Annotated in this window: 22 protein-coding genes and 1 tRNA gene; 13 read left to right on the forward strand and 10 right to left on the reverse strand. The window is 73.9% G+C overall.

Translation table 11 applies throughout. The annotated features are described in order from the left end of the window. Positions 1–15 precede the first annotated feature (15 nt). Entirely contained in the window at positions 16–2,460 is a 2,445-nt protein-coding gene (locus ACFQWG_RS13200) for a (Fe-S)-binding protein (RefSeq protein WP_380976026.1), read from the reverse strand. Positions 2,461–2,715: 255 nt separating this feature from the next. Between ACFQWG_RS13200 and ACFQWG_RS13205 the strand changes: the two genes are divergently transcribed. The 6 genes from ACFQWG_RS13205 to mnhG are packed head-to-tail and all read left to right on the forward strand — an operon-like array spanning position 2,716 to position 9,397. Then, a complete protein-coding gene (locus ACFQWG_RS13205) occupies positions 2,716–5,739 on the forward strand; it encodes a Na+/H+ antiporter subunit A (RefSeq protein ID WP_380976353.1) in 3,024 nt (1,007 codons plus the stop codon). Further along, the gene (locus ACFQWG_RS13210; RefSeq protein ID WP_380976028.1) at positions 5,736–6,272 is read left to right on the forward strand and encodes a Na(+)/H(+) antiporter subunit C; all 537 of its coding nucleotides are present in this window, start codon (positions 5,736–5,738) and stop codon (positions 6,270–6,272) included. The genes ACFQWG_RS13205 and ACFQWG_RS13210 overlap by 4 nt, the downstream gene beginning before the upstream one ends. Then, positions 6,269–7,969, forward strand: a complete 1,701-nt coding sequence (locus ACFQWG_RS13215) for a Na+/H+ antiporter subunit D (protein ID WP_380976030.1) — start codon at positions 6,269–6,271, stop codon at positions 7,967–7,969. The genes ACFQWG_RS13210 and ACFQWG_RS13215 overlap by 4 nt, the downstream gene beginning before the upstream one ends. Then, positions 7,969–8,601 carry a Na+/H+ antiporter subunit E gene (locus ACFQWG_RS13220; RefSeq protein WP_380976032.1) on the forward strand — a complete coding sequence of 211 codons (633 nt, stop codon included), beginning with the start codon at positions 7,969–7,971 and terminating at the stop codon, positions 8,599–8,601. Before ACFQWG_RS13215 ends, ACFQWG_RS13220 begins: the two co-directional genes overlap by 1 nt. After that, positions 8,598–9,041, forward strand: a complete 444-nt coding sequence (locus ACFQWG_RS13225) for a monovalent cation/H+ antiporter complex subunit F (RefSeq protein WP_380976033.1) — start codon at positions 8,598–8,600, stop codon at positions 9,039–9,041. The genes ACFQWG_RS13220 and ACFQWG_RS13225 overlap by 4 nt, the downstream gene beginning before the upstream one ends. Then, on the forward strand, positions 9,038–9,397 hold the full coding sequence (mnhG, locus tag ACFQWG_RS13230; RefSeq protein WP_291495959.1) for a monovalent cation/H(+) antiporter subunit G: 360 nt from the start codon (positions 9,038–9,040) through the stop codon (positions 9,395–9,397). Before ACFQWG_RS13225 ends, mnhG begins: the two co-directional genes overlap by 4 nt. Positions 9,398–9,452: 55 nt before the next feature. Here mnhG and ACFQWG_RS13235 read toward each other — a convergent pair whose 3' ends face one another. The 4 genes from ACFQWG_RS13235 to ACFQWG_RS13250 form a co-directional block, all read right to left on the reverse strand. Continuing rightward, positions 9,453–10,337 (reverse strand): YwiC-like family protein, encoded by an 885-nt coding sequence (locus ACFQWG_RS13235; RefSeq protein WP_380976036.1) that lies wholly within the window; start codon positions 10,335–10,337, stop codon positions 9,453–9,455. A gap of 293 nt (positions 10,338–10,630) precedes the next feature. Further along, positions 10,631–10,704, reverse strand: a tRNA-Pro gene (locus ACFQWG_RS13240). Between the two features lie 63 nt (positions 10,705–10,767). Continuing rightward, positions 10,768–11,856 (reverse strand): metallophosphoesterase, encoded by a 1,089-nt coding sequence (locus ACFQWG_RS13245; protein ID WP_380976038.1) that lies wholly within the window; start codon positions 11,854–11,856, stop codon positions 10,768–10,770. Beyond that, positions 11,853–14,069 carry a transglycosylase domain-containing protein gene (locus tag ACFQWG_RS13250; RefSeq protein ID WP_380976040.1) on the reverse strand — a complete coding sequence of 739 codons (2,217 nt, stop codon included), beginning with the start codon at positions 14,067–14,069 and terminating at the stop codon, positions 11,853–11,855. The genes ACFQWG_RS13245 and ACFQWG_RS13250 overlap by 4 nt, the downstream gene beginning before the upstream one ends. Before the next feature lie 175 nt (positions 14,070–14,244). Here ACFQWG_RS13250 and ACFQWG_RS13255 point away from each other — a divergent pair, with 175 nt between their 5' ends. Continuing rightward, a complete protein-coding gene (locus ACFQWG_RS13255; RefSeq protein ID WP_291495967.1) occupies positions 14,245–14,580 on the forward strand; it encodes a WhiB family transcriptional regulator in 336 nt (111 codons plus the stop codon). A gap of 62 nt (positions 14,581–14,642) precedes the next feature. Next, the gene (locus ACFQWG_RS13260) at positions 14,643–14,801 is read left to right on the forward strand and encodes a DUF4177 domain-containing protein (RefSeq protein ID WP_291495969.1); all 159 of its coding nucleotides are present in this window, start codon (positions 14,643–14,645) and stop codon (positions 14,799–14,801) included. A 113-nt stretch (positions 14,802–14,914) separates the two neighbouring features. Here the strand turns inward: ACFQWG_RS13260 and ACFQWG_RS13265 are convergent, their stop codons facing one another. Then, positions 14,915–15,598, reverse strand: a complete 684-nt coding sequence (locus tag ACFQWG_RS13265) for a Crp/Fnr family transcriptional regulator (RefSeq protein WP_291495971.1) — start codon at positions 15,596–15,598, stop codon at positions 14,915–14,917. A gap of 145 nt (positions 15,599–15,743) precedes the next feature. Here ACFQWG_RS13265 and nth point away from each other — a divergent pair, with 145 nt between their 5' ends. After that, entirely contained in the window at positions 15,744–16,388 is a 645-nt protein-coding gene (gene nth / locus ACFQWG_RS13270) for an endonuclease III (RefSeq protein WP_380976043.1), read from the forward strand. Positions 16,389–16,420: 32 nt separating this feature from the next. Here the strand turns inward: nth and ACFQWG_RS13275 are convergent, their stop codons facing one another. From ACFQWG_RS13275 to ACFQWG_RS13285, 3 genes are all read right to left on the reverse strand, one after another. Continuing rightward, the gene (locus ACFQWG_RS13275; protein WP_380976045.1) at positions 16,421–17,344 is read right to left on the reverse strand and encodes an alpha/beta fold hydrolase; all 924 of its coding nucleotides are present in this window, start codon (positions 17,342–17,344) and stop codon (positions 16,421–16,423) included. A gap of 36 nt (positions 17,345–17,380) precedes the next feature. After that, complete coding sequence (locus ACFQWG_RS13280; protein ID WP_380976047.1) at positions 17,381–18,991, reverse strand: hypothetical protein; 1,611 nt, start codon at positions 18,989–18,991, stop codon at positions 17,381–17,383. Between the two features lie 89 nt (positions 18,992–19,080). Continuing rightward, positions 19,081–20,130 (reverse strand): hypothetical protein, encoded by a 1,050-nt coding sequence (locus ACFQWG_RS13285; RefSeq protein WP_380976049.1) that lies wholly within the window; start codon positions 20,128–20,130, stop codon positions 19,081–19,083. A gap of 105 nt (positions 20,131–20,235) precedes the next feature. On the opposite strand from ACFQWG_RS13285, the gene ACFQWG_RS13290 reads away from it, so the two are divergent. Continuing rightward, entirely contained in the window at positions 20,236–21,147 is a 912-nt protein-coding gene (locus tag ACFQWG_RS13290) for a hypothetical protein (protein ID WP_380976051.1), read from the forward strand. Between the two features lie 55 nt (positions 21,148–21,202). Here the strand turns inward: ACFQWG_RS13290 and ACFQWG_RS13295 are convergent, their stop codons facing one another. After that, positions 21,203–22,039, reverse strand: a complete 837-nt coding sequence (locus ACFQWG_RS13295; protein ID WP_380976053.1) for an HAD family hydrolase — start codon at positions 22,037–22,039, stop codon at positions 21,203–21,205. Between the two features lie 199 nt (positions 22,040–22,238). Here ACFQWG_RS13295 and ACFQWG_RS13300 point away from each other — a divergent pair, with 199 nt between their 5' ends. The 3 genes from ACFQWG_RS13300 to ACFQWG_RS13310 are packed head-to-tail and all read left to right on the forward strand — an operon-like array spanning position 22,239 to position 25,818. Continuing rightward, a complete protein-coding gene (locus tag ACFQWG_RS13300; RefSeq protein WP_380976055.1) occupies positions 22,239–23,300 on the forward strand; it encodes a hypothetical protein in 1,062 nt (353 codons plus the stop codon). A gap of 2 nt (positions 23,301–23,302) precedes the next feature. Beyond that, positions 23,303–24,532 (forward strand): TadA family conjugal transfer-associated ATPase, encoded by a 1,230-nt coding sequence (locus ACFQWG_RS13305; protein WP_380976057.1) that lies wholly within the window; start codon positions 23,303–23,305, stop codon positions 24,530–24,532. Beyond that, a complete protein-coding gene (locus tag ACFQWG_RS13310) occupies positions 24,529–25,818 on the forward strand; it encodes a type II secretion system F family protein (protein ID WP_380976059.1) in 1,290 nt (429 codons plus the stop codon). Before ACFQWG_RS13305 ends, ACFQWG_RS13310 begins: the two co-directional genes overlap by 4 nt. Positions 25,819–25,880: the final 62 nt, after the last annotated feature.

A 25,880-nucleotide genomic window follows, 5' to 3' on the forward strand; every position in this document is an offset into this window, starting at 1 on the left:
GACCGGCCGACGGGATCAGCTCCCGGCGGTAGGGCCGGGGGAGCCGGGAGCGGCCTGGCCGCGCCGGACGCCGTCGAGCAGCAGCAGGGCGACGTCCTTGACCTCCGGGAGGCCTCCCGCCCCGCCTTGTCCGGTCCCCGAGCCTTCGCCGGCCCCGGCGGATGAGCCGGTCGCGGACCCCAGCATCTGGGAGCAGAACGGGCAGGCGGTGGCCACGACCTGGGCGCCGGTGGAGGCGGCCTCCGCCATGCGGGCGTCGGCGATGCGGATGCCGCGGGTCTCCTCCATCCAGGCGCGGGCGCCGCCCGCCCCGCAGCACATGGCCCGGTCCCGGTTGCGCGGCATCTCGACGAGATCCAGGCCCGGCAGGGCGCCGAGCAGCTCGCGGGGCGGCTCGTAGACGCGGTTGTGGCGACCCAAGAAGCAGGGGTCGTGGTAGGTGACGGTGGGAGCGCCCTCGTCGGGGGCGGGCGGGGCGACGGGCCGGAGCTTGCCGTCGCGGACCAGGCGGTTGAGCAGCTGCGTGTGGTGGATGACGTCGAAGCGCCCTCCCAGCTGCGGAAACTCGCCGGCGATCGTGTTGAAGCAGTGGGCGCAGGTGACGACGATCCTCTGGGCCTTCGCCTCGTGGAGGGTGTCGATGGCGGTGGAGGCCAGCATCTGGAACAGGACCTCGTTGCCCGCCCGCCGGGCGGGATCGCCGGTGCAGGACTCGGCGGACCCCAGGACCGCGAAGGTCACGCCCGCCGTGTGGAGCAGTTCCGCGACGGCGGCCGTGGTCCTCTTCGCCCGGTCATCGGACGCGCCGGCGCACCCGACCCAGAACAGGTAGTCGACGTCCTCGGCGGACTCGACGTCCTCGCCGATGACGGGGACGTCGAAGTCGAGGTCCCTCGCCCAGTCCAGGCGCCTGCGGGCGGGCAGATTGTAGGGGCTGCCCTTCGTCTCCATGCCGCGGAAGGCGCGGCCGAGCTCCTGCGGGAACGCGCCCTCCATGAGGACCTGGTGACGTCGCAGGTCCAGGATGTGGTCGACGTGCTCGATGTCGACGGGGCACTGGTCGACGCAGGCGCCGCACATCGTGCAGTCCCACAGCGCCTCCTCGCTCACCACATCGGGCACCAGCGGGCCGGCCACCACCGGCGCGCCCTGGGGGCCGGTCGCCCCCGAGGCGGCCAGCGCGCCCAGGACGTCGGCGGTGTGGGCCACGGGGTCCAGGCCCTTCTCCAGGAGCACGCGCCCGTCTCCGGGCACCAGGTCCTCCGGCACCGACTCCTCGGTGACCTCGGTGCCGGAGACGGCGTCCATATGGTCCCGCAGCGCCAGGACCAGCAGTTTCGGAGACAGGGGCTTCTGCGTGTTCCACGCGGGGCACAGCTCCTGGCAGCGCCCGCACTCCGTGCACGAGTAGAAATCCAGCCGGTCCTTCCACGTGAGATCGGCGGCCGTCCCCGCGCCCAGGTCGGCGTCGTCGGGGATCTGCTCGACGTCGGTGACCGGCTCGCCCCCCACCAGCATCGGGGCGGCCGGGCCCAGGGCCTTCGCGCCCGAGGGCTCGCGTCGCGCGTACAGGTTGACCACCGCGAGGAAACGGTGCCACGCCACCCCCATCGTGGTCTGGACGCCCACGACCATCATCCACGCCATCGACACGCAGATCTTGACGGCCGACACGACGACGACGAGGTCGGCCACCGTCTGGGGGCTCGCGCCGCCATCGCCCGCCAGGGCGCCGATCCACGTCGTCGTCGGGAAGTGCCAGGGCGTGGCCAGGGACGCCAGGGCCGCATCCGGGGAGGCGGCGTACAACGCGTTCTCCAGCCCGCGCAGCACGACGACGCACAGGCACACGAGCAGGATCACCCACTCGACGAAACGCGCCTGCCATCGGGTGGATCCCAGGAACCGCGAGGCCATCCCCCGGGGCGACCCATCACGGGGGGAGTGACCGCCGTCCGCGGCGTCACCGGTGGCCGTCGAGGTCGTGGCGGCCTCCACGTCGTGGCCGTCGCCGCTGAGGGCGGCCTCCCCGGGGGCTCCCGCCCCCGCCCGCGTGCGGATCGCCATGAGCAGGAGGATGCCGATGAGCCCTCCCCAGGCGAACAGCTCCGTCAGCCACTCCCACGCGGCGAGATGGCCGATGAGAGGCAGGGACCAGGTCTGGTTCCGCAGCTGCGCGTATCCCGTGACGAGGGTGAGGAACAGCAGCGGGAAGGAGATCATGACGAACCAGTGGGCGATCTTGACCGCCCGGCGCCCCTTGAACTCCCGGTGGGACAGGACGGCGGTCAGCATCCCGCCCAGCCGCCGGCCCACTGGACGCCACCGCCCCGGGGCGGGCGCGCCCCCCGCCACCTGACGCCACAGATGCGCGATGCCCCGGCCGAAGGAGATCAGCCCGAAGAGCGTCGCGATCATCGCGGCGGCCCACGACACGGTCGAGAGCAGGGGTGAGGCCATCGGGAGGATCTCCTTGGCTGGGGCTGGGGCTGGGGCTGTGGCTGGTGCGGGGAGCGGCGGGCGGGAGTCCGACGACGTCCCCGACGGGGACGGGTCCCTCCCCATTATCGTCCCTGATCCGGACGGCGCCCGGGGACGAAGGGGCAGGGCGGCGGGCGGACGTGGACGGGCGCGAGCCCCGCCATGCCGATACCCTGAGAGCGGTCGTCGGCCGCCCGCTCCCGTCACGTGCCAACTCAACATCCGGAGGTGCTCATGGTCGCCCTGCTCGCCGCGCATCTGTGCGCGGCGATGCTGGCGCCGTGGCTGGTGGCCCGCCTGGGCCGCCGGGCGCTCCCAGTCCTCGCGCTGGTCCCGGCCTCGTCGGCGGTATGGGCGCTCGTCCACACGGAGGCGGTGCGCTCGGGCGTATCCACGGTGGAGCACCTCCCGTGGATCCCCGGCCTGCAGATGGACTTGTGGTTCCGCCTCGACACCCTGTCGTGGCTGATGACCCTCATCGTCGGCGGCGTGGGAGCGCTGGTCCTCGTCTATGCCGGCGGCTACTTCTCCTCCACGTCGGCGGGGCTGGGGCGTTTCGCCGCCGTGTTCACGGGTTTCGCCGGAGCCATGCTGGGGGTCGTCACCTCCGACCACACGATCGGCGTCTACGTGTTCTGGGAGGCGACCTCGCTGCTGTCGTTCCTCCTCATCGGCCATCACCATGAACGACGCCCCGCCCGTGCCGCCGCCCGCCAGGCCCTGCTGGTGACCTCGTCGGGGGCGCTGGCGATGTTCGCCGGCCTCGTCATGCTGGGACTGGCTCCCGGAGGCTCCTTCCGGCTGTCGGAGCTGGTCCCCGCCCTCACCGACGGGCGGATGGACGCCTCCTCCCCGCAGGTCGCGGTGGCGGCCGTGCTCGTGGCGGCCGGTGCCTTCTCGAAGTCGGCGCTGGTCCCCTTCCACTTCTGGCTGCCGGGCGCGATGGCGGCGCCCACGCCGGTGTCCGCCTTCCTCCATGCGGCGGCCATGGTCAAGGCCGGCGTCTATCTCATCGCGCGCCTGACGCCCGGCTTCACGCAGATTCCCGTGTGGTCGCCGCTCATCGTCGCCCTGGGGCTGGCGACGCTCCTGGTCGGCGGGTGGAGGGCCCTGCGCCAGGACGACCTCAAGCTGGTGCTGGCCTACGGCACGGTCTCCCAGCTCGGGCTCATCTCGGCGGCCGTCGGCCAGGGGAGCGCCGGCGCGATGGCGGCGGGCCTGACGATGCTGGTGGCCCACAGCCTGTTCAAATCCACGCTCTTCCTCACGATCGGCGCAGTCGAGTCGGCGACGGGGACACGCGACCTGCGCCGTCTCAGCGGCCTGGGGCGCCGCAAGCCGGTGCTGGCCGCCGCCTCGGGGCTGGCGGCCCTGTCGATGGCCGGCGTGCCGCTGACCACCGGGTACCTGGGCAAGGAGGCCTTGCTGGCGGCCCTCCTCCACGGTTCGGAGGCCTCGTGGGCGACGGCGTGGGGCACCGCGGCGGGGGCCCGCACCCTCGACGTGGCGCTCGCCCTCGTCATCGCCGCAGGCAGCGTCCTCACCGTCGCCTACTCGTGGCGCGTGTGGTGGGGGGCCTTCGGCACTCGGCCCATCGACCCGGCCTGCCGCCCCGCAACCGCGTCGGAACGGTCCACCGAGCACCCCGCTCCCACGCCGCTGCTGATGACCGTGCCCATCGTCGTGCTCTCGCTGGGAGCGCTGCTCGGCTGGGCGCCCTCCCCGATGCAGTCGGTGATGGAGCTCCACGGGGCGGACGGGCTGCCGGGCGCGGCGCACCTGGCGTGGTGGTCCGGATGGGAGCCTGCCGCCCTCACCGCCCTCATCCTCCTGGGAGGCGCGGCCCTGGTCGCGGTGGCGGACCGTTTCCGCGCGCTCCAGTCGAGGATCGCCCCGCCCGTCGCCATCACGGACGTCTTCTCCTGGAGCCTGCGCGAACTCGAGATCCTCGCCACCCGCGTCACGCGCCTGTCGCAGCGGGGATCGCTGCCCTGGGACCTGACGACCATCCTCCTCACCCTGGTCGTCGCCGGAGGCATCGCAGCCGTCGCGGATCCCCCGCGTTCGGTGACCGTGCGCGCCTGGGATTCGTTCGCGCAGGTGGGCATCGCCGTCCTCGTCGTCGCCGCCGCCGTGCTGACGGCCCGCTCGCGGCGGCGGATGCGCGCCGCCTTCGCGCTGGGCGCCGTCGGCCTGGGGGTCGCCCTGCTCTACGCCTCCCAAGGCGCCCCCGACCTGGCGCTCACCCAGCTGGTCGTCGAGTCGGTCAGCATCGTCGTCTTCGTGCTCGTCCTGCGCAAGCTCCCCCCGTTCTTCTCGGACCGGCCGCTGGCCTCCGCGCGGTGGGGCCACCTGCTGCTGGCGGTCGCCGTCGGCGCGGGCGTGGTCGCGGCCGGGCTCGCGGCGACCTCGGCGCGCGTCGACGCCCCGGTGTCGGAGCTCATGCCCACCGAGGCGCTCTCCTTCGGCAACGGCCGCAACATCGTCAACGTCATCCTGGTCGACATCCGCGCCTGGGACACGGTCGGCGAGCTGTCGGTGCTGCTCGTCACCGCCACGGGCGTCGCCTCCCTCGTCTACGCCGCCGGGCACCGCCCCCGCCCGGAGAGGCGCTCCCGCGCCTGGGGCGGGCCGGCGGCCGGGGCCGCGGGCGGGGACGAGGGCGCGTTCCTGCCCTCGGTCGCGGCGCTGCGCCCCCAGGACCGGTCCACGGTGCTGGAGGTGACGACCCGCCTCCTCTTCCCGACGATGCTGATCCTGTCCCTGTGGCTCCTGCTCATCGGGCACAACAACCCCGGAGGCGGCTTCGCCGGAGGCGTCGTGGCCGGCATCGCGTTCGTCCTGCGCTACCTGGCTGGGGGCCGCCACGAGCTGGCGGAGGCCATGCCGGTCGCCCCCGGACGGATCATGGGGCTCGGCCTGTTCATCGCCGGCGCGGGCGCCCTGTCCCCCCTCGCGTTCGGCAACGCCGTCCTGCAGTCGACCCCGGTCGACATCCATCTGGGCGCGCTGGGCGGACTCCACTTCACGACCGCCATGATCCTCGACGTCGGCGTGTACGTGCTGGTCGTCGGCCTGGTCCTCGACCTCGTGGCCTCGGTCGGCGCCGAGGTCGATCGGCAGTCCGCCACGCCAGCCTCTCCCGGTCGACGCCCGCTCTCCGGGGGCCGGGCCGACGAGGGCGGCGCCGCCCTCGTCCAGGACGGCCCGCCCGGCCCGGACCGGCCCGGGCCCGAGGAGAACGGGGGACCGTCATGACCGTTCCCTCCCTCACCTTGCTGATCGTGGCCGGAGTGTTGGTGGGCGCCGGCGTGTACCTGCTGCTGGAGCGCACGTTGACGCGGATCTTCATCGGCCTGAGCCTGATGACCCACGGGATCAACGTTCTGATCCTCGCCTCCGGGGGGCCGGCCGGCCGCCCGCCGCTGCTGGGCGGCGAGGACCCGGCGGCCATGGCTGACCCGCTGCCGCAGGCGATGATGCTCACCTCGATCGTCCTGTCCCTGGGGACCACGGCGTTCGGTCTGGCGCTGGCCTACCGCTCGTGGAAGCTGTCCGGCCATGACGAGGTGGTCGACGACATCGAGGACCGCGTCCTGGCCCAGCGGGCCGAGCGGGCTGCGGCCCTGGCCGACGACGAGGCCGCCACGGGCACGGAGGACGCCGGCATCGACTACGACACCGAGGACACGGAGGCGGACCTCAGGGCGGACGGGCTGGACGTCGACGCTCCGGACGCCCAGGAGCCCGCGGCGGCGGGCGGGCAGGACGTGAACGGGGGCGGGGCATGAACGACGTCGCATGGATGCTTCCCATCCCGGTGCTGCTGCCGCTGCTCGGGGCGGGGCTCGCCCTCGTGGTCGGGCGCCGTCCCCGGCTCCAGCAGCTCATCGCCCTGACGGTGCTGGCCGCGACGACGGCCGTCTCCGTGGTGCTGGCGCTCGCAGCCGACCGGGGGCCGGTCGTCCTGGACGTCGGCTCCTGGGCCGCCCCGATCGGCGTGACGCTGGTGGCGGACCGCCTGGCGGCGCTCATGCTGGTCGTCAGCCAGATCGTCACCCTGGCGGTCCTCGTCTACTCGCTGGTCCAGAACCTGACGGACGACAGCCCGGGGGCGCCGATCAGCGTCTACTTCCCGACGTTCCTCATCCTGTCCGCCGGAGTGTCCGACGCCTTCCTCACCGGCGACCTGTTCAACCTCTACGTCGGGTTCGAGATCCTCCTGGCCGCCTCCTTCGTCCTCATCACGATCGGCGGGACGCGCGGGCGGGTGCGCGCCGGGAGCGTCTACGTCGTCGTCTCCCTGTTGTCCTCGGCGCTGTTCCTGGCGGGCATCGCGCTCACCTACGCGGCGACCGGGACGGTGAACATGGCGCAACTGGCGGAGAGGCTGGCCGGGATCGACCCGGGCGTCGCCCTGGTGATCAACGTCGTCCTGCTGGTGGCCTTCGGCATCAAGGCGGCCGTGGTGCCGTTGCAGGCGTGGCTGCCGGACTCCTACCCGACGGCCCCGGCCCCGGTGACCGCCGTGTTCGCGGGCCTCATGACGAAGGTCGGGGTCTACGCGCTGATCCGGCTGGAGGTCCTGTTGTTCCCCGGGGGACGGCTGGACGGGGTCCTCGCCGCGGTCGGGGCGGCCACGATGCTCGTCGGCATCGTCGGCGCCGTCGCCCAGGACGACATCAAGAGGCTGTTGTCCTTCACCCTGGTCTCGCACATCGGGTTCATGCTGTGGGGCCTGTCCCTGTCCTTGCGGTGGGGGCTGGCCGGCGCGATCTACTACGCGGCCCACCACATCCTCGTCCAGACGTCCCTGTTCCTCATCGCCGGCCTCATCGAGCGGCGCACCGGGACGACCTCGCTGTCCCGGCTCTCCGGGCTGGTCCGCTCCGCCCCCGTCCTGGCGATGATGTTCTTCGTCGCCGGCATGAACCTGGTGGGCATGCCCCCTCTCACGGGCTTCGTGGGGAAGCTCGGCCTCGCCCGGGCCTCGGTGCAGGCGGGGACGCCCGCGGCGTGGATCCTGCTGGGCTGCGGCCTGGCCACGTCCTTCCTCACGCTCTACGTGGTCGTCAAGTGGTGGCACCAGGCCTTCTGGCAGGCCCCCGGGGAGCCGTCCCCGGTGCTGATGGAGCCCGTGACCGGCCCCGACACCTCGGCAAGGGCGAGGGCGGCCGTGGTGCGCCAGGTCGCCCGCGCCGAGCAGGTGCTAGCCCCCGCCGCCCACCGGGCCGAGCGCGCGGCGGAGGCCTCCCGAACCGGCGCCGAGCAGCGGGCCCTCGGAACGTCGCGGCTCATGACGGCCACGGTCGGCGTCCTCATCGTCGTGCAGGTGGCGATGGCGGCCCTGTCGGGCCCGATCTGGGGGTATGTCGACCGGGCCGCCGAGAGCCTCATCATGCGCTCGCCCTACATCGAGTCGGTGCTGCCCGACGACGGGCGTGGGACCGGCACCTCGGACACGGACTCCGAAGGGGGCGGACACTGATGTGGAGGGCGCTGGCCCGGACCGTGCCGGTGTGGCGCGGCAACTCGGTGCCGCGGGGCCCGGGCGCCCGGGGGAGGCTCTCGCCCGGGCTCACCGTGTGGCTGACGTTCCTGTGGGTGATGGTGTTCGGAGACCTCTCATGGATGACGGTGCTCGGCGGGATCCTGGCCTCTCTGGCCGTCCAGTGGGCGTTCCCGCTGCCCCACAGCTCCTCCCGATGGCATGTTCGGCCTGGGGCCGTCACCGTGCTGCTGGCGCGCTTCGTCGCCGATGTCATCCGCGCGGGCCTGCAGGTCTCCTGGCTGGTGCTGTCCGGCAGACCGGTCCGCTCCGCGATCGTGCGCGTCGACCTGCGCAGCGCGGATCCCGTGCACCTCACGGGCGTCTCCGCGATGACCTCGCTGGTCCCGGGCACGATCGTCGTGCGGGTGGACCGTCTCACGGGCACGATCTACCTCCATGTGCTCGACCTCGAGCGCCAGGGCGGCGTGGAGGCCGTCCGCTCCTCCGTGTTGGACCAGGAGCGGCGGATCCTGCTGGCGATCGGCTCCAACGCGGACCTGCGCGCCGCGGGTGTGGCCCTGCCCCTGAGGCGCGGGCGGGCGCGCCCCGGAAAGGAGCGGCCGTCATGAGCGTGCTGGACATCCTCCACCTGGCGACCGCGTGCCTGGCCGTGGCCGCCGGTCTTCTGGCCCTGTGGCGCGTGGCCGCCGGGCCCTCGCTGCTGGACCGCAGCATCGCGAACGACGTCCTCACGGCCGCCGGGATCAGCCTGGTCGGCGTCATGATCGTGGGATGGGGGCGCCAGGACCTGTCCGTCCTGCTCGTGGTCCTGGCCCTCACGGCGTTCATCAGCGCGGTCGTCGTCTCCCGGTTCGCGGTGCGCGAGCGCTCCGATGCGCGGCGCATCTTGACGGCGGAGGAGGCGGAGCGCCAGCGCATCGAGCGGGAGCAGGCGGCGCGGGACGCGGATCGGGCCGAGCGGGAGCAGGCGGCCCGCGACGCGGCGCGCGAGGCCGACCTGACGGCGCCGGGGGCCGGCCTGCCGAACACGGAGGAGGAGGACGAATGAACGTCGAGGACGCCGCCCACGTGGCCGGGGCGGTCCTGCTGCTCGTCGGCGTGTTCTTCACGCTGGTGGCGGCCATCGGGCTGGTCCGCTTCCGGGATGTCTACGCGCGCATGCACGCGGCCTCCAAACCGCAATTCCTGGGGCTCATGTTCGTCCTGGCAGGCATCGGGCTGGAGTCGTGGCAGTGGCGGTGGGTCGTCCTGGCGGCGACGGTGCTGATCCTCCAGTTCATCACGGCCCCCGTCGCCTCCCACCTGGTCGGACGGGCCGCCTATCGCACCGGGGGCGGGGCGGACCTGGTGGTCGACGAGCTCACGGCGGACCTGGAGACCTCGTCGCTGGGGGATGGGTCCTGAGGAGGCGGACCGAGCGGCGCGCGGCAGTGGGAGCCGGTCGGCGCCGAGACCCGTCTCAGGCGGGGAGGAGCAGCGCGGCCGCCGTGAGGAGGCAGGCGGCGACCTCGCCCAGCCCGATGGAGAGCGGCTTCCAGGGGCCCCGCCGCGCCTGGTCCCACGGGACCAGGAGGGCGCGCGCGGTGAGCAGTGCCCACAGAGCGGGGGCGGCCCAGGACACGGCTCCGAGCGCGGCGGCCGACACCGCGCCTCCGGTCGCCAGGGCGTGCCAGGCCGCGGAGCCTGCGATCCATCGCCGGTCCCCGCGTTCCCGGATCAGGGATCGGACATAGGGCACGGATCCGATGAAATAGGCTGTGAGCAGCGCCGTCACGATCCACGCATGGGTCCACCCGGTGGAGGGGGCCGGGGCGGAACCCGTCAGGGCGGCAGCGTCGCGCCACGGCCACGCTTCGCCGGCCCGCCAGGCGCCCTCGGGCCGGACCAGTCCCGTCGCCCAGTCGTAGGCCACCGCGCATGTCAGTCCGCAGGCGATGACGGCGCTCAGGCGCGACGGCAGGGAACGCCCTCGTCGTCGCCACGCCTCCACGAGGGCCACGGCGACCAGGGGGGCGAACACGGGAACCCACCATAGGAGCCGCGGGGCGAGCACCACCAGGAGGAGGCCGAATCCCGCGGCCACCCCCGCCCACGCCAGCAGGGCGGGCCGGTACCGTGCCCGGCGGGGAGCTCTCAGCCACAGGCTGGCGGCGTTGAAGAACAGGAAGCCGGCGACCCACCCGGCCAGCAGCGCCAGATGTTCCCAGCGCGCGCCGCCCGTCAACGCGCCGACGACGATGGGCACGGTGGCCATCGGCCAGGCGCCATGCTGATCCGTGATCCAGCCCCGGGCCACCAGGCGCCGCCTGGTCGATCGGTGCGGCCGCGGTCCGGGAGGGGTCATGGGCCCACCCTAACGGGCCTCCTGCAGCATGATCCCGCAGCGGGGCGGACCCGGTGAGGGCGCTGAAGGCGTGGTTCGCGCGCGTCGAGGGCGCCCGTCGCGAGGTTCGGCGCCGGAACGGACCCGTCAGGGCCCTCATATTGCACTGAACCTCGCTCTCGGCGCTGCCGGTCGCGTCGAACCCGCGTCAGAGCGCGGGGCCTGGCGCCGAGACCGGGCGGGCCTTCTCGCCGTTCTTCCGGGATGAGCGGAGCCCCCGGCCTGTCTTCGCAGACCGGGGGCACTCACACGAGTCGGGGTGGCGGGATTTGAACCCACGACCTCTTCGTCCCGAACGAAGCGCGCTACCAAGCTGCGCCACACCCCGTGTGACCCGACGAGTATACCGGTGGGCGGCTGGGCCGACCAAACCGGCATGGCGCCGGTTCCGTCACACGGGCATGAGATGGATGACGGTGACCTCGGGGCGCGCGGCGACGCGCACGGGGGCGAACGGCGAGGTCCCCAGGCCGGCGGAGACCTGGAGGAGGGCGGCGTCGTCTCCCGCGGTCCACATGTGGAGCCCCCTGGCGAAACGGCGGGGCAGGTCGCAGTTCGTGACGATCGCCCCGAGGAACGGGAGGGCGACCTGGCCGCCGTGGGTGTGACCGGCGACGATGACATCGGGATGGCGGTGGGCGAAGGCGTCGACGACGCGGACGTACGGCGCGTGCGTGACCGCGAGGCGCAGGGCTCGCGGATCGGTCCACGAGGCGTCGGGGGCGGGGAGGCGATCGCGTCCCAGGTGGGGATCGTCCACGCCGATGAGGCTCACCCTCTGGACGCCGCCCCCTCCCTGCGTCGCGATGTCGAGGGTGGCCGCGCGATTCGACAGGTCCGCCCATCCGGCGGCGTCCAGGTCCGCGACGAAGGCCCGCCACGGCAGGTCCGGGATCTGGTCGTCGTGGCCCAGGTCCAGGGAGTGCGGCAGACCGCGGGAGGGCGTGCCAAACTCGTCCTCGGAGCCGTTCCACAGGCCCAGCCGCGGGTCTCCCGAGACACGCGGGTCGCGGCGCAGGTAGTGCGCCCAGTTCTTGTGACGTGGGGAGTAGTAGTCGTTCGATCCGAGGACGAAGGCGCCGGGCAGTCCGAGGAAGGGCGCGTGGGCGGCTCGGACCAGGGGCAGGCCGTCGGCGGAACCGAAGTTGTCCCCCGTGGACAGGACCATGTCGATCGGCTGCGTGCGGGCGACGCGGGTGAGGAAGTCGACGAGGAACTCCTGGCCGGGGTAGAGGTGCAGGTCGGAGATCTGGAGGATCCGCAGCTCCCGCGTGCCGCGTGAGGCCTCGACCGGGACGTGGACGTGGCGGACGGCCGGCAGCCGACGCTCGACCTGGCCCCAGGCGAGTGTGGCAGCGCCCGTGGCGGCCAGCATGGCGGCGGACAGCCCCAGGGCCCGGCCCCGGGCGATGACGCCGCGCGGCGCGATCGAGGGTTGGTCGGCCAGAGCGTCCAGGCCGGGCGGCAGAGGCGGGATCACCGGTCGTTCCCGTCGGATCCGGAGTCGCCGCCATTGTCCTGCCCCTGGCCATTGTCGCCGGTGTCGGTGTCCGGCTTGTCGGAGGAGGACCCGGTGTCCGTGGCCGACGGCGTGGGGCTGGGGGAGGGCCGGGGCACGTCGCCGATGAAGACGTCGGCCATCGGCGTGCCCGTGGTCCCCGCGAGAGCGGCGTTCATGTACGGGGCCCAGATGTAGGCCCCCACCGTCGAGCCATAGGGCACGGCCAGGGTCGTCCCGGCGATGGAGAAGTTCTCAACCTGCTGGGAGGAGCTGTTCGCGTACCCCATCCACGCCACGGTCGCGATCTCCTGAGTGAAACCGGCTGTCCAGGTGTTCGAGTTGTTGTCCGTCGTTCCGGTCTTCGCGGCGAACTGCCGTCCGCCGTCCAGCGCGAAGTCGTAGTACTGCGCATTCGCCTTGCGCAGCATCGTCGAGACCTTCTGAGCGACGGTCGAGTCCAGGACCTGGCTGCAGTTCGGCTTGTACTCCTTGAGGACGTTGCCGTTGCGGTCCGTCACCGTGGTGATGGCGTTGGGCTGGCAGAGCACGCCGTTGTTCGCGATGGCGGCGTAGGCGGTGGCGAGCTTGAGGGGGGAGGCCTCGCCCGAGCCGATGATGTTCGAGGGGAGCGGGTCGATCGCAGAACCGTCGGCCTTCGTGATCCCGAAGTCCTTCGCGTCCTGGAAGATCGCGCAGAAGTCGACCTTCGTCGACATGTTGATGAACGCCTGGTTGACGGACAGGCCGAGGGCGCGGATCGCCTGCATCGGGCCGTCCTTGCCCGTCAGGTCGTTGACCGTCCACGCGCCGTTGTCCACGGGGACGTACGTGCCGTCAGAGCATTTGAACTCGCCCGTGGTGTACGTCCGGTTCGCCCGCCCGACCGTGTCGTAGGCGCCGTGGCCCTCCTTGAACCACTGGATGAGCGTGAAGAGCTTGAACGTCGATCCCGGCGAGAAGTTGCTGTCCACGTTGTAGTTCACCATCGTCTCCCGCGTGGACTCCCCCTGGCCGTAGGTCGTGTTCTGGGCCATCGCCAGGACGTTCCCGGTCGAGGGCTCCACCGAGGTGAGCGCGTCGTCCAGGCCGACCCCGCCGTTCGCGTTGTCCACCGGCAGGGCGGCCGTCAGCGCGTTCCAGGCGTCCTGCTGCTTCGAGGCGTTGATCGTCGTGCGGATCTCGATGCCGCCGGTCTGGAGCAGTTGGTTGCGCTCGCCCTGAGTGGCGCCGAAGGTCTCGTCGTTGAGGAACTGCTCGATGGCGTACTGGCAGAAGTACTCCATCGTGGTCGTCGCCCCCGAGCATCCCGACGTCTGCACGTCCGGGTGGAGCATGTCGGAGACGTTGACGGCCACGGCCGCGTCATAGTCCTCCTGGGTGATGACGCCCTGGTCGAGCATCACGCCGAGCACCGTGTCGCGGCGGGACTGCGCCGCATCGGGATAGGTGAGGGGGTCGTAGTCGGTGGGGGCCTGGACCAGCCCCGCCAGCAGGGCGGCTTCGGAGATGGTGAGCTGGCTGGCGGACTTGGAGAAGTAGAGCTTGCTGGCGGCCTCCACGCCGTAGGTCGTGGGGCCGAAGGGCGCGATGTTGAGGTAGCCCGTGAGGATCTCGTCCTTCGACATCTTCGTCTCCAGGGTGAGCGCGTACTTCATCTCGCGCAGCTTGCGCTCGGGTGTCTGCGCCGTGGCGTCGGCGACGATCTGCGCGTCGCCCTCGAGGTATCCCTTCTCGATGAGCATGTTGCGGATGTACTGCTGGGTGATCGTCGAGGCGCCCTGCGTGCCGCTGTCCCCCGACAGGTTGGACACCAGCGCCCGGGCCACGCCGTCGGGGTCGACCCCGTGGTGCTCGTAGAACCTCTTGTCCTCGATCGCCACGATCGCCTGCTTCATGATGTCGGCGATCTTGTCCGAGGGGACGACGATGCGGCGCTTGTCGAAGAAGGTGGCGATGGTGTTGCCGTCCTCGTCGAGCATCGTCGACTCGACGGCCGGCTCGACGATCTGGAGGTCGTCGGGAAGCCCGTCGAAGACGGTCGGGACCGCCTTCGCGACCTCGCCGGCGGAGCCCGCGGCCGGGACCAACAGGCCCGCCCCGAGCACCCCGGTCAACCCGGAGATGCTGAGGAAGGCCAGCAGCAGGGCGACCAGCTGCACGGGGGTGACGGCGCGCGAGCGTGGAGACGACATGGCACAAGGATACGTGCCGCCGCTCGGGGAGGGGCTGGGTGTTTCCTGTGCCCGCGCGGATCCGGCGCATCGGTTGACATCGCGAGCACGATCGGCTGGCTTTGAGTTGCTGATGAGATGTGTGTATGGTCACAGTGTGTGAAGGGTCAGCGGTGACCGGATACGGAGTAGGAACATGAGCGGTGTCAATGACGACCAGAGCTGGGCGGCTCGCGCTCTATGCGCCTCGGGTGAACCCGATGCGCTCTTCGTCCAGGGAGCCTCGCAGCGGCAAGTGCGCCTGAGGTGCATGGAGTGCGAGGTCAGGTTGGAATGCCTGGCGGACGCATTGCAGTCGCAAGCGAACTTCGGGGTGTGGGGAGGGCTCACCGAGCGAGAGCGCCGCGCGCTGCTGCGCTTCCATCCCGATGTGGAGGACTGGGCGCAGTGGCTGGCGGACTCCGACGACCCCCTGGCCGAGGAACTCCGCTCTCCCCAGGTGCCGCGCGTCCTCGCCCGCGTCCGGCGGTAGGGGTGAGCGCGCACGCGGGAGCGGCCCGGCGTTCCGGGAACCTGCGGCGGTAGGATGCGGGCATGACGAAGTGGGAGTACGCGACCATCCCCCTGCTCACGCACGCGACCAAGGCGATCCTGGATCAGTGGGGCCAGGACGGGTGGGAGCTGGTCCAGGTGGTCCCCGGGCCCACCGGGTCGGAGAACCTCGTGGCCTACCTCAAGCGTCCGCTTGACTGACTCGGCGGCCGGTCCGCACGCGGCGGACAGCGCCCCGCAGACGGTGATCCGGGGACGCCACTGAACTGGCGACGTCCCCGGTCGATGCGGGGCAGGACGGGGCCGGGATCCCCTCAGCGGGCCCGGCGCGCCAGGCGGTCGACGTCCAACAGGGTGACGGCGCGTCCCTCCAGCCGGATCCATCCGCGGGAGACGAAGTCGGCCAACGACTTGTTGACGGTCTCGCGAGAGGCACCCACCAGCTGCGCCAACTCCTCCTGCGTGAGGTCGTGGGGGACGTGGACGCCCTCGTCGGTGGGGGTCCCGAAACGGTCGGCCAGGTCCAGCAGCGCCTTGGCGACGCGGCCGGGGACATCGGAGAACACCAGGTCCGACATGGACTCGTTCGTGCGGCGCAGACGCTGGGCCAGCGCCTTGAGCATGTGTTTGGCCAGCGTCGGGTTGGCGTCGAGGATGCCCATGAGGTCCTCGTGGTCCAGGTACAGCAGAGATGCTGGCGACACGGCCGTCGCGGTGGTCGAACGCGCGCCGGGGTCGAAGAGCGTGAGCTCGCCGATGATCTCCCCGGGGCCCAGGACGGCGATCAGCGACTCGCGGCCGTCGTTGGAGGTGTGGCCGAGCTTCACCTTGCCCTCGGTGATGATGTAGAGCCGGTCGCCCAGGTCGCCCTCGTCGAAGAGGGTCTCCCCGCGGCGGAGCGTCGTGTGGCCCATCTTGGACTGGAGCGACTCCTGCTGGGCCTCGTCGAGGCCGTCGAAGAGGGGCACCTGACTGATGAAGTTGCCGTCAGCGATCATGTCTCACCAAACTCCGTTCGTGTCTGCCGTGCGAGCCGGGGTGGTGCCGACTCTTCTGTCCTCGCGTTCATTGTGGCGCACTTGTGACCTCCGCCACCAGACATTGACCGGTGTGTGGCTGCGCCAGCCGTCCTATTATGCCGCAGTGCCTCATCCACCAGTCCCGGCGCAGGCCCTGGAGGTCTGGGACCGGTTGCGCGCCGAGTACCCCGACGCCCGTACCCGCCTGGACCACCGGAACCCCTTCGAGCTGCTGGTGGCCACCGTCCTGTCCGCCCAGACGACCGACGACCGCGTCAACACGGTGACCCCCGAGCTGTTCCGCCGCTGGCCGGCGCCGGAGGACCTGGCCGGCGCCCCGCCCGCCGAGGTCGAGGCGGTCATCCGCCCGCTGGGATTCCAGCACCGTCGCGCCGGGCAGGTCGTCGGCGTCGCGCGCGCCCTGTGCGAGCGGTTCGAGGGCGAGGTGCCGCGCGGGTCCGCGGAGCTGGAGTCCCTGCCCGGGGTCGGCCGCAAGACCGCCAATGTCGTGCGCGGCAATTGCTTCGGCATCCCCGCGCTCACCGTCGACACACATGTCGGGCGCCTCTCGCGACGTCTCGGATGGACCCGCGCGTCGGACCCGGGGGCCGTTGAGCGCGATGTCTGCGCCCTCATGCCGGAGGTGGACTGGACGAGGCTGTCCCATGTCCTTATCTGGCACGGGCGCGCCGTCTGCCACGCGCGCCGGCCCGCGTGCGAGCGGTGCGTGATCGCGGATCTGTGTCCGTCGGCCGGGTCGGAGGGCTGAGGGGCGGGCTGAGGGGGGCGCGCCCGTCCCCCTCACTGCGCGCGGGGCGGGACCCGGGCGACGTGGCGGAGGATGAGGTCGGCGAGCTCCTCGGGCGACTCCTCGGAGGCGAAGTGCCCGGAGTCGCGCAGGACCGCTTGGGAGAACCCCCCGCATGCGCGTGCCGCGTCGCCGGCGAACTCGCGGGGGGACAGGCCGCCGTCCTGCGCGCACTGGACCGACAGGACGGGGACGCGGACGGCGGGGGCGAGGGCGCGGCGCGAGGCCTTGTTGAGGTGCCGCGTGGCGGAGAAGGAGTCCGTGGTGGCCGACGCCGCGAACGGACGCGTCATGGCGGTGCGGTAGGGGCCGGCCTGGGCCAGGAGCCGGTCCCGGTTCGCGGGCGCGGCCCACGCCCGGATCAGGCCGTCGACGAGCCGGCCGCTCTCCAGGAGGCGGACGCGGCGCAGGGGGACGTCCATGCGGATCTCGAGGAGGCGGCCCCGCGACAGCCGGGTCGGCATGCGCAGGGCGGGACGGTCCAGAGGATGGGGGGAGGCCACGGTCACCACCGAGCGCAGCGTCACGGAGCCCGCCGCTCCCAGCATCCACGCCACCGCCCCGCCCATCCCGGCCCCCACGACGGTGAACTGCGCGATCCCCATGGCGGACACGACCGCCCGGACATCGCGGGCCAGCTGGACGAGGTCGGGCTCGTCGCGCTGGAGGTCGGAGGTGCCGAATCCCCGCTGGTCCATGGCCACCACGCGGTGCCCCTGCGCGGTGAGCCTCGGGATCACCGCGCGCCACGACCGCCAGAACAGGGGGAAGTCGTGGAGCAGCACGATCGCGTGATCCGGGTCCTCGGGGCCGGCGTCGGCCACGTGGAAGGCCGCGCCGCCCGCGCTGACCTGGCGATGCGTCCAAGGGCCGGGCGGCTCCAGGACGGAGCGCGGGACCTCGGGATGGAACTCCACGGATGGCTCCCTGGGATCGGGACGGGATTGGGCGGGTCAGTGGCGGGCCTGCGACCGCGCCGCCTTGGCGGCGCGGCGGCGTTCGCGGCGGGTCAGGTAGGCGCCCTCGGGGTTGACGCGCTCGACCTGGGCGCGCAGCGCCTCCTCCGCCCGGCCCGAGCGCCGCACCCGGTGGGCCAGCGCGCCGACGAGCAGCAGCGCCAGGCCCACCACCAGCAGCCGACCCGAGTATCCGGAGGCCTGCAGGTGGTGCGTCAGGTTCGCCCCCACGGTGTTCCACGAGGTCAGCCGCTGAAGGGGGGACAACATCGTGTCGGCCGTCCAGCCCGGCGCCACGACCCAGGGGAGTCCGGCCAAGGCGGTGAGCGCGCCCGCCACATGCGCGCCTAGGGAGGACCGCGCCGTCGCCAGCGCGATGACGAGGAGCGCGAGGAGCCCGGCCGCGAGCTCGAGGACAGCGGCGATGTTGAGGGCCCCGGTCGTCATCGGGCTGTCGGTCGCCAGTGTCATTCGGGCCCCGGCGTCTGCCAGCAGGTACCACCCCAGGGGGACGAGCACGAGGGCGAGCACGAGGCTCCACACGTGCGCGCCCGTGCGGCTGGGGACCTCCGGCACGACGGTCGCGCCCTCGAAGATCGCGTCGTCGAGGCTGGTGGGCGTGCGGGAGGGCCGAGCGCGCTCCCCGTCTCCGGGGCCATCCGGGCGCGGATGCCACGGGGCCTCGGCGGGCTCCTCCTCGCCGGTCCCCCCGCCGGCGGGGGTCACCAGGGAGCGCCGGCGCACAGCGGTCTGCGTGAGGTCCCCGTCGGGGCCCTGCGGCCGTTCCGGCGCGCGCGGGGGGAGGGCCTCGGGCGCCGGGCGCGCCTCGCCGCCTGCCGGGGAGGCGGGGGCCGGCCCGAGGTCGTCAGGGGCGCGCGGGGCGCGGCGGCTCAGCACATCATGGGGTTCCGGGGCCTGCGGGGCGTCGCTCTCCGGCGCGAGGGGGAACGAGGACGAGGGCGGCGCCGGCGGTGCGGGCGGCTCGTCCGCGGGGGCGGCCTCGGCGGACGCGGGGATCGGCGGGATCCTCGGGATGCTGCCGGTGTGCGGGGCGGCGCCGACGGGCTCGACCTGCGAGGTGTCCACGGGAGAGACGGAACGGGTGCCGACGATGTCGGCGGTGTCGGCCGTCCCCGCCGAGAGAGCGACCTCCTCCCCGGTGAGCACGTCCTGGTCCGATGCGGGGGGCCGGCCGGGCTCGGCGGCCGCTGGTCCGGCGGCCGGGGCGCCGGTTTCCGTGCGGGCCTCTTCGTCGGGGGCGGGAGCCGATGCGGAGCGATCGCGCACGGCGGCCCACATCGCCGCGAGCGTGGCCTTGTCGGCGTCGCTGTCCTCGTGTGGGGCGGGGACCGCCGGGGTCTCGGGGGCGGGGATCCCGCCCCCGGAGCCGTCGTCGGGCGCATCGGGGAGCGGCTGGTCCTCTGAGGCGTCGGCGGGGGCGGCCTCGCCCTCGTCCTCCTCCGGGGCCGCGGCCGAGAAGGCGTCGGGGCCTGGCCGATCGTCGCCGGGCAGCGGGACGTCGTCGACCTGCGGTTCCAGCACCAGGTCGGCGTCGCTGGGCACCGGCTGGTCGTCCGACGGACGGGGATCGTGGTCCTGCTCAGACATGGCTCCTCCTGTGTGTGGTGCCCAACTTAGCGCGCGCCGCCCGGCTGACGGCGCAAGGAGGGCGGCAGGCCGCTGGATCGCGGCTCCGCTCAGTCGGCGGGATGGGCGCGTAGGGCGTGCGCGATGTCCTCGCGGAGGCGGCGCCGCGTCCAGTGCGCCCCCAGGCCCAGGGCCGCCAGTGTGAGGCCCAGCGCGGTCACGACCGGAGCCGCCATGGACAAGGAGGTGAGCACCGACGCTCCGGGCGTCGCGACCCGTCCGCTCAGCGTCGACCACACCGGAAGCACCAGATAGGCGGGGACCACCATGAGGAACACGGCGACCACCTCCGCGCCGAACAGGGACCAGCGCGTCCCCCACGCGACCACCCCCAGGCACACGGCCGCGACCAGGCCGGCCAGGGTCCCGAAGGGGTGGGCGGGGACCAGCCCCGCCAGCCCGTGGGCCGCCACGGGCAGGGTGTCCGAGGGCGCCGCCCACACGAGGGCCGTGACGGCGACGCACGCGAGGATCACGGAGGAGACGGTGACGAACACGCGTTCGCGGTAGTGCGCCGGCCCGGGAGCGTAGACGTCGGCCACCACCTCCAGACGGGCGTCGGCGTCGCGCGGGGCCGGAGCCCCCTCCCCCTCCGTCCCGGCCGCCGGGTTCCCGGCGTCGACTTGGCTCAGGGCGGTCACAGCGCGCCGGCGGACCTCGACGGTGGCCAGCGTGGCGCCCAGGCAGATCGCGAAGACGGCGACCGGGTACAGGCACCACAGCATCGAGGCGCTGGTGTCCGAGCCGGACACCGACGAGAACAGCTCGGCGGGCACCGGGGTGTGCCCCAGGAGCTGGAGGACCCCGATGGCCAGGGACCAGGCCGTCATGACGACCATGCCGGTGGGCGACTCGTCGGCGTTGACGGCGATGAGCCCCAGCAGCACGGTCGAGATCAGCAGGCCTGCCATGCTCACCGAGGACGACAGGGGCTGTCCCACGGCCGCCACGGACTGCGAGTCGGTGACGGCGAGGCCCAGCATGCCCAGCGCGATCGGCGTGAAGAAGAAGGCGAACAGGCCGGAGCGCAGGTGCTGGACCCGGGTGGGCACCCCGATGCCCGTGGTCGGTGACGTGGTCCGCGTCGCGTCGGCTGTCATGGTGCCAGTATCGTCGCTCCGGTGCGGACCGGCCCGGCGTCCCACCGGACGACGCCCTCGCCGCCCGGGACCGATCAGGCGGCGGGGCCCATCTAGGCTGGCGGCATGCCGACCTTCCTCTCGCTGTCCGCGGCCGGGGCTCCCGACGGCGCGCCAGTCGAGGCGGTCGGGCCGTGGGCCGCGTTGTGGGGGCGCGGGGACGTCCGCGACGCCGTCCGCGAGGCCCAGGACGCGCTCGCGCATCTGCGCTTCCACGAGGGCCTGCGCCGCGGCTGGCCGGAGGCCCGCGCGGAGGCCGCCGTGCGTGACGCGGCCGCGTTGGCGCGGCTGGAGGGCGTGCGCATCTCGGCTGACGACGTGCGTGACCTCTCGCTGCGGGACTCGGCGGGGGAGGGGGCGGGACCCCGGGGCGCCGTGGTTGGGCCGGGCACCGGGGGGACGCGGGGCGCGGATCCCGGACGGGCGCTGGCCCTGGGCATCTGGCGCGCCCAGTGGCGGCTCGCCGACGGCTTCGCACCGCTCAACGCCCGTCAGCCGGCCGCACGGACCTCGCCTCCCCTGCCGGCCGTCGTCTCCGGCATCCACCGCGACGTCTGTTCGGCGCTGCTGGCCTCGGGCCTGGTGGCGCCCTCGTCGGTCGCCCTTCCCACCGACCCTGCCCGTCTCCGGCGGGCGCTGGCCGCCGCGGCCTCCCCCGCTCCGGCCATCCTGGCGGCGGCGGCGGTGCTCGCGCAGTTCCGCGCCGCGGAGGTGTTCACCCCGGGTTCCCTGGCCGTCGGCGGGATCCTCGCGCGGTGGCTCCTAGTCGAGCGCGGCGTCGATCCGACGGGAGTCGCCGTCCTCTCACTGGCGGACGCGGAGGATCCCGCCGGCGCGGGCAGCGCGCTGGGCGCCTGGATGCGCGGGGACGAGGACGGGGCCGCCGCCTGGGTCGCGCGCGTCGCCCGCGGCCTGGCCCGCGGCGCCCAGGAGGGCGAGGACGTCGCCCTTCACGTCCAGGCGGGCCGGCTGCGCTGACGGGACCGTCGGCGGGAGGGCCGGCCGGTGCCGGAGGAGGGGCGGAGGAGAGGCGTCAGCGCGCCTTCCACGCACGTCGGGCGCGCGCCAGGGCGAAGGCGGCGGCACCGACGGCGGCGGCCGTCCCGGCGACCGGGACGGCGATGCGCGCGGGCTTGGAGCGCACGCGCACGGTGTGGCTGAAGGAGAGCACTTCCCAGCGGCGCTCCTCGGCGGCGCGGCGCAGCTCGCGGTCGGGATTGACGGCAGCGGGATGGCCGACGGCCTCCAGCAGCGGCAGATCCGTCACGGAGTCGGAATAGGCGTAGCAATGAGCGGGGTCCCAGCCCTGGGCCTCCGCCAGGGCCAGACAGGCCCGGGCCTTGGCGGCGCCGTAGTTGTAGCGCTCGATGCGGCCGGTGAAGGCCCCGGTGCCATCGGTCTGGGCCAGGGAGCCGATCGAGAAGTCCGCCCCGAGCAGCTCCGCGATGGGGCGAACCATCTCCTGGACCGATGCCGACGCGATGACGACGCTGCGACCGGCGTCCTTGTGCAGCGCGATCATGTCGAGGGCCTCCGTGAAGCACACGGGATCGATCGCCTGGGTGAGGGCCTCGCGGACGGTGGACTCCAGGACCTGGGCGTCCCACCCGCGGGCGAGCTCTCCCAGCCCCTCCTTCATATGCTCCATGCGGGCCTCGTCGGCGCCGTGCAGCAGGTACGGCAGATGGATGAGCATGCCGATGGCCGCGTCACGGCGGGTGACCAGTCCGGCGCGCATCAGGGGCTCGCGCAGGGCCACGGTGGACGACGTCGACAGGACCGTCTTGTCGAGGTCGAAGAAGGCCGCGGCCGCGATCCCGCCCGGACCGCCGGCACGGCGGATCGCGTCCCCCTGCTCGAGCAGCTCCATCTGTGATCCTCCTGGTCGGCAACGGCGCCGCGGGACCTCGTCGTCGGCTCCCCGCCCTCCGGGGGCTGTCCACAGGTCCGGCACTCACGCCAGTCTTCCACAGATGGGCGGTCGGCGACTGGTGCGGGCGGTTGTGCGCGGGTGTGCTGGGAGCATGTGGACCGGTCGATCCGAGGCGCCGCGGGGCGACGGGGGTGCGATGACCCCGTCGGCGCCGCGCGTCGTCCTCGACGGGCTGGATCCTTCCACCGCGGATCGCGCGGAGCAGATCGTGCGCCTTCTCGGGGCGCGGCCGGTCGCCGGGGCGTGTGCCGCGGGGGCGCCGGGCGGTCCCGTGGTCCTGGCGCTCACCGCGGATCCGGGGCGGGTGCCCGACCTGCGGGCTGCCCTGGGTCGGGCGTCCCGGCCGATCGGGACGCCCGCTGCGACGGCTCCGGCCCCGTCGGCGCCCGCCGTGGTCGTCCTGGGGGAGCGCGGCACCCTGAGGATCCCCGGGGACGAGGCCCTGCTGGGGGACCTCGTGTCCGAGCTGGTGGCAGGCGCTCCCGGCCCAAGTGGCCGCAGAGGCGGGGCGGGTCCCCTCCGCACCCTCGTCGTCGCCGTCGCCGGATGGCAGGGAGGGGCGGGGACGACGCGCCTCGCGCTGCTGCTGGCCCGCCGAGCCGGCGGCGCGCTGGTCGACGCCGCCGGCGCGGGGCCGGGCGCGTGGGGCACCCGCGCGGACCCGCCCGAGGGCGTGCGGTGGGCGGATCTGCGTGCCGACGAGGTCGCTTTCGGCGCCCAACTGGCCGACCATCTCCCCCGCGTCGGACCGGTGCGCCTGCTCGGCCCCGACCCCCGGGGCGGTGCGCACGCGGGGGACCCGCGCCTGCGGCCCGTCCTCGAGGCGCTCCGCCTCTCGGGCGACGTCGTGGTCGACCTGGGACGGTGGGACGACCGCGCCGCCTCCGCCTGCTCGGCGGGATCGCCGGTCGACGCGGTGTGCCTGGCGGGGCGCGGCGACCAGGACTCCGCGATCCGCCTGGCGGGAAGCCTGGGCGCCCACCCGGTGGTGGTCCCGGCCCTCATCGCCCACGCCATGCGACGCCCCTCCCCGGTCCTCGGGCAGACGCTGCGCGACCTGGGCGGGGATATCGGGATGTGCCGGATGCCCGGTGGCCGGCGCGCCTCCGCCGACGCCCGGCGCACCCGCCGGATCTGGCAGGAGCTGAGACGGCGCGACGCCGACGCGTGGATCGCGTCGTGGAGGGAGGAGCCATGACCATGCCCGGCAGACCCAGGTGGGCGCCGTTGCGCGAGGGGCGCCAGAGGGCGGCGGACCGGGCGGGGCCGGCACCCGCACGGGCCGGGTCCCCGGACGGCGTGCTGCGCGCGGTCGCGGAGGGGGAGGCCCCCGCTCGGGCCGTGCTCGGGCACGCCCGGCCCGGGGCGGGGACGCGGGAGATGGTCCGCGAGCTCGGCCGGCTCGACGCTCTGTCCGGGGGCGTCGGACCGGACCTGGCCCCATTGGTGGCGGATCCGGCCGTGTCGGACGTGCTCGTCAACTCCACCCAGGTGTGGGTGGACCGGGGGCGGGGGCTGGAACGCGAGCGCGTCGCGCTGGGAGCGGAGCCGCAGGTGCGCGCCCTCGCCGTCCACATGGCCGCGGCATGCGGGCGCAGGCTCGACGAGGCGAGTCCCATCGTCGACGGCACGCTGTCCGACGGCGTGCGCCTCCATGCTGTGCTGCCGCCGCTGTCGGAGGGCGGGACGCTGATCTCACTGAGGACCTCGCGGCCCTCGGCGCTGACCCTGGGTCGGATGGTCGAACTCGGCACCGTCCCCGCCGCCCTGGAGGCGCCTCTGCGGGCCTTGGTCGCCACGCGGTCGAACACGCTGGTCTCGGGGGCGACGGGGGCGGGGAAGACGACGCTCCTGTCGGCGATGCTCGGCCTGGTTCCGCCCGACGAGCGCATCGTCTGCATCGAGGAGGTCACGGAACTGCGCCCCGACCATCCCCATGTCGTCCACCTCCAGGAACGGCGCCCCAACGTGCAGGGGGCCGGCGCGGTCACCCTCGCCGACCTGGTGCGCGCCGCCATGCGGATGCGTCCGGACCGGCTGGTGCTGGGCGAGTGCCGGGGCCGCGAGGTCCGCGATGTGCTCAGCGCCCTCAACACGGGCCACGACGGAGGATGGGCGACGATCCACGCGAACGACGTCGAGGACATCCCCGCCCGCCTGTCCGCGCTGGGGGCGCTGGCGGGGATGGGGGAGGCCGCCGTCTCCGCCCAGGCCGCCGCCGCCTTCGACGCCGTCGTCCAGATGCGTCGCATCGCGGGGGCGCGTCGCGTCGCGCAGATCGGGGTGCTGCGCCGCCGCGACCGGGAGCTTGAGTGCGTCGTCGCGATCGACGTGCGCCCGGCGGGGGTCCGCGCCGGACCGGGGTGGCCCGACCTGGCCCGGCGCCTCGGTCTGGACGAGCAGACGATCCGGGGCGCCGGGGCGCCGTGATCGGCGCCGACTGGACCGACTGGGTGGGATCGGCGCTGGCCGGCACCTGCGTGCTCATCCTGGCCCTGATCTCGGCGGCGGACCGGGGCCACGGGATCCGCCTGGCGCGCCGATGGGCGCGGCCGGGTGAGCCGGAGACCGGCGGGTCGATAGCGCGCCGTGCCGCCGGCGCCGGGTCCGGATCCCGGTGGCCGCGGCGCTCGGGGGATGCCGGCGCGGCGCTCGCCCTCGTCGTCGCCGAGGTCGCCGCGCGCCTGCGCGCGGGGACGCCCACGGAGGCGGCGTGGCGGGCCGCGTGGGCCCGGGCGCCGGGACTGGGGCCTCTCGGCCCCCTTGACGAGGGCGGCGCCCCTCAGGGGGTGGTCCTCCTGGCCCGGCGGCCGCGGTGGAGGGATCTGGCGCTCCCCGCGACGAGGCGGTCGCTCGGGGGTCTCGCCCTCGGGATCCGGGACGTGCTGCGCGCCGGCGCCGCGCGCTCGCGGTCGGGACGCCGCGCCGCCGCGGCGCTGGTCGCCGCCTGCCGGTTCACGCACCGGCTGGGGGCCCCGCTGGCGGGCGTCCTGGAGGTCGTCGCCGACGGCATCGACGAGTCCTCGGCCGCAGAGGAGGCGCGACGGGTCGCCCGCTCCGGCCCGGCGGCCTCCGCCCGGGTCCTCACCGTCCTGCCGCTGGTCGGCGTCGCCGCCGGGGAGGCCCTGGGGGCGCGCCCGCTGGAGCGCCTGACCGGTGGCGGCGTCGGAACCCTCTGCCTGGTCGTCGGCGTCGCGTGCCTGGCGGCCGGGCACCTCGTGTCGCGCCGGATGCTGCGCCTTGCGGAAGGGCGGGACGCGGCGCGAGGATCCGACGCCGGCGCGGTCTCGGAGATCGACCCCGCGATCCTGTGCGACCTGGTTGTGGCGGGACTGGAGTCGGGAGCGTCCGCGCCCGCCGCCCTCGAGGCGCTGGGCGAGGCCGCGGGCCTGGCGGATCTCGGGCGCATCGGACGGGAACTGGTTCTCGGAGTGCCCTGGCGCGTCGCGTGGGACCCGTGCCCCGCTCAGGCGGTGCTGGTCGGCCGGACTCTGGAGCCGGCGTGGACGGACGGCACGTCTCCCGTCCCCCTGTTGCGCCGGGCAGCGGCGCAGCTGAGGTCCAGACGGATCTCCGACGCGCGGGCTGAGGCGGAGGAGCTCGCCGTCCGGCTGGTCGTTCCCCTGGGAGCCCTGCTGCTGCCCGCGTTCCTGGCCCTCGGGGTCGTCCCGGTGCTCCTCCATCTCGGGGCCGGCGGCCTGTCCGGCCTGTCCTGAGCGCTGCCTCTGCCCCTGGTTCGGGGCGTGCCACCAAACTGCCGCGGCCCGATGCGGCCCAG

The organism is Schaalia naturae, assembly GCF_042665795.1.
GTDB classification, from domain to species: Bacteria; Actinomycetota; Actinomycetes; order Actinomycetales; family Actinomycetaceae; genus Pauljensenia; species Pauljensenia naturae.

Coding starts and splice junctions, on each gene's coding strand:
- ACFQWG_RS13200 (WP_380976026.1), bottom strand. CDS start 2,460: ATGGCCTCACCCCTGCTCTCGACCGTGTCGTGGGCCGCCGCGATGATC.
- ACFQWG_RS13205 (WP_380976353.1), top strand. CDS start 2,716: ATGGTCGCCCTGCTCGCCGCGCATCTGTGCGCGGCGATGCTGGCGCCG.
- ACFQWG_RS13210 (WP_380976028.1), top strand. CDS start 5,736: ATGACCGTTCCCTCCCTCACCTTGCTGATCGTGGCCGGAGTGTTGGTG.
- ACFQWG_RS13215 (WP_380976030.1), top strand. CDS start 6,269: ATGAACGACGTCGCATGGATGCTTCCCATCCCGGTGCTGCTGCCGCTG.
- ACFQWG_RS13220 (WP_380976032.1), top strand. CDS start 7,969: ATGTGGAGGGCGCTGGCCCGGACCGTGCCGGTGTGGCGCGGCAACTCG.
- ACFQWG_RS13225 (WP_380976033.1), top strand. CDS start 8,598: ATGAGCGTGCTGGACATCCTCCACCTGGCGACCGCGTGCCTGGCCGTG.
- mnhG (WP_291495959.1), top strand. CDS start 9,038: ATGAACGTCGAGGACGCCGCCCACGTGGCCGGGGCGGTCCTGCTGCTC.
- ACFQWG_RS13235 (WP_380976036.1), bottom strand. CDS start 10,337: ATGACCCCTCCCGGACCGCGGCCGCACCGATCGACCAGGCGGCGCCTG.
- ACFQWG_RS13250 (WP_380976040.1), bottom strand. CDS start 14,069: ATGTCGTCTCCACGCTCGCGCGCCGTCACCCCCGTGCAGCTGGTCGCC.
- ACFQWG_RS13255 (WP_291495967.1), top strand. CDS start 14,245: ATGAGCGGTGTCAATGACGACCAGAGCTGGGCGGCTCGCGCTCTATGC.
- ACFQWG_RS13260 (WP_291495969.1), top strand. CDS start 14,643: ATGACGAAGTGGGAGTACGCGACCATCCCCCTGCTCACGCACGCGACC.
- ACFQWG_RS13265 (WP_291495971.1), bottom strand. CDS start 15,598: ATGATCGCTGACGGCAACTTCATCAGTCAGGTGCCCCTCTTCGACGGC.
- ACFQWG_RS13280 (WP_380976047.1), bottom strand. CDS start 18,991: ATGTCTGAGCAGGACCACGATCCCCGTCCGTCGGACGACCAGCCGGTG.
- ACFQWG_RS13285 (WP_380976049.1), bottom strand. CDS start 20,130: ATGACAGCCGACGCGACGCGGACCACGTCACCGACCACGGGCATCGGG.
- ACFQWG_RS13290 (WP_380976051.1), top strand. CDS start 20,236: ATGCCGACCTTCCTCTCGCTGTCCGCGGCCGGGGCTCCCGACGGCGCG.
- ACFQWG_RS13295 (WP_380976053.1), bottom strand. CDS start 22,039: ATGGAGCTGCTCGAGCAGGGGGACGCGATCCGCCGTGCCGGCGGTCCG.
- ACFQWG_RS13300 (WP_380976055.1), top strand. CDS start 22,239: ATGACCCCGTCGGCGCCGCGCGTCGTCCTCGACGGGCTGGATCCTTCC.
- ACFQWG_RS13305 (WP_380976057.1), top strand. CDS start 23,303: ATGCCCGGCAGACCCAGGTGGGCGCCGTTGCGCGAGGGGCGCCAGAGG.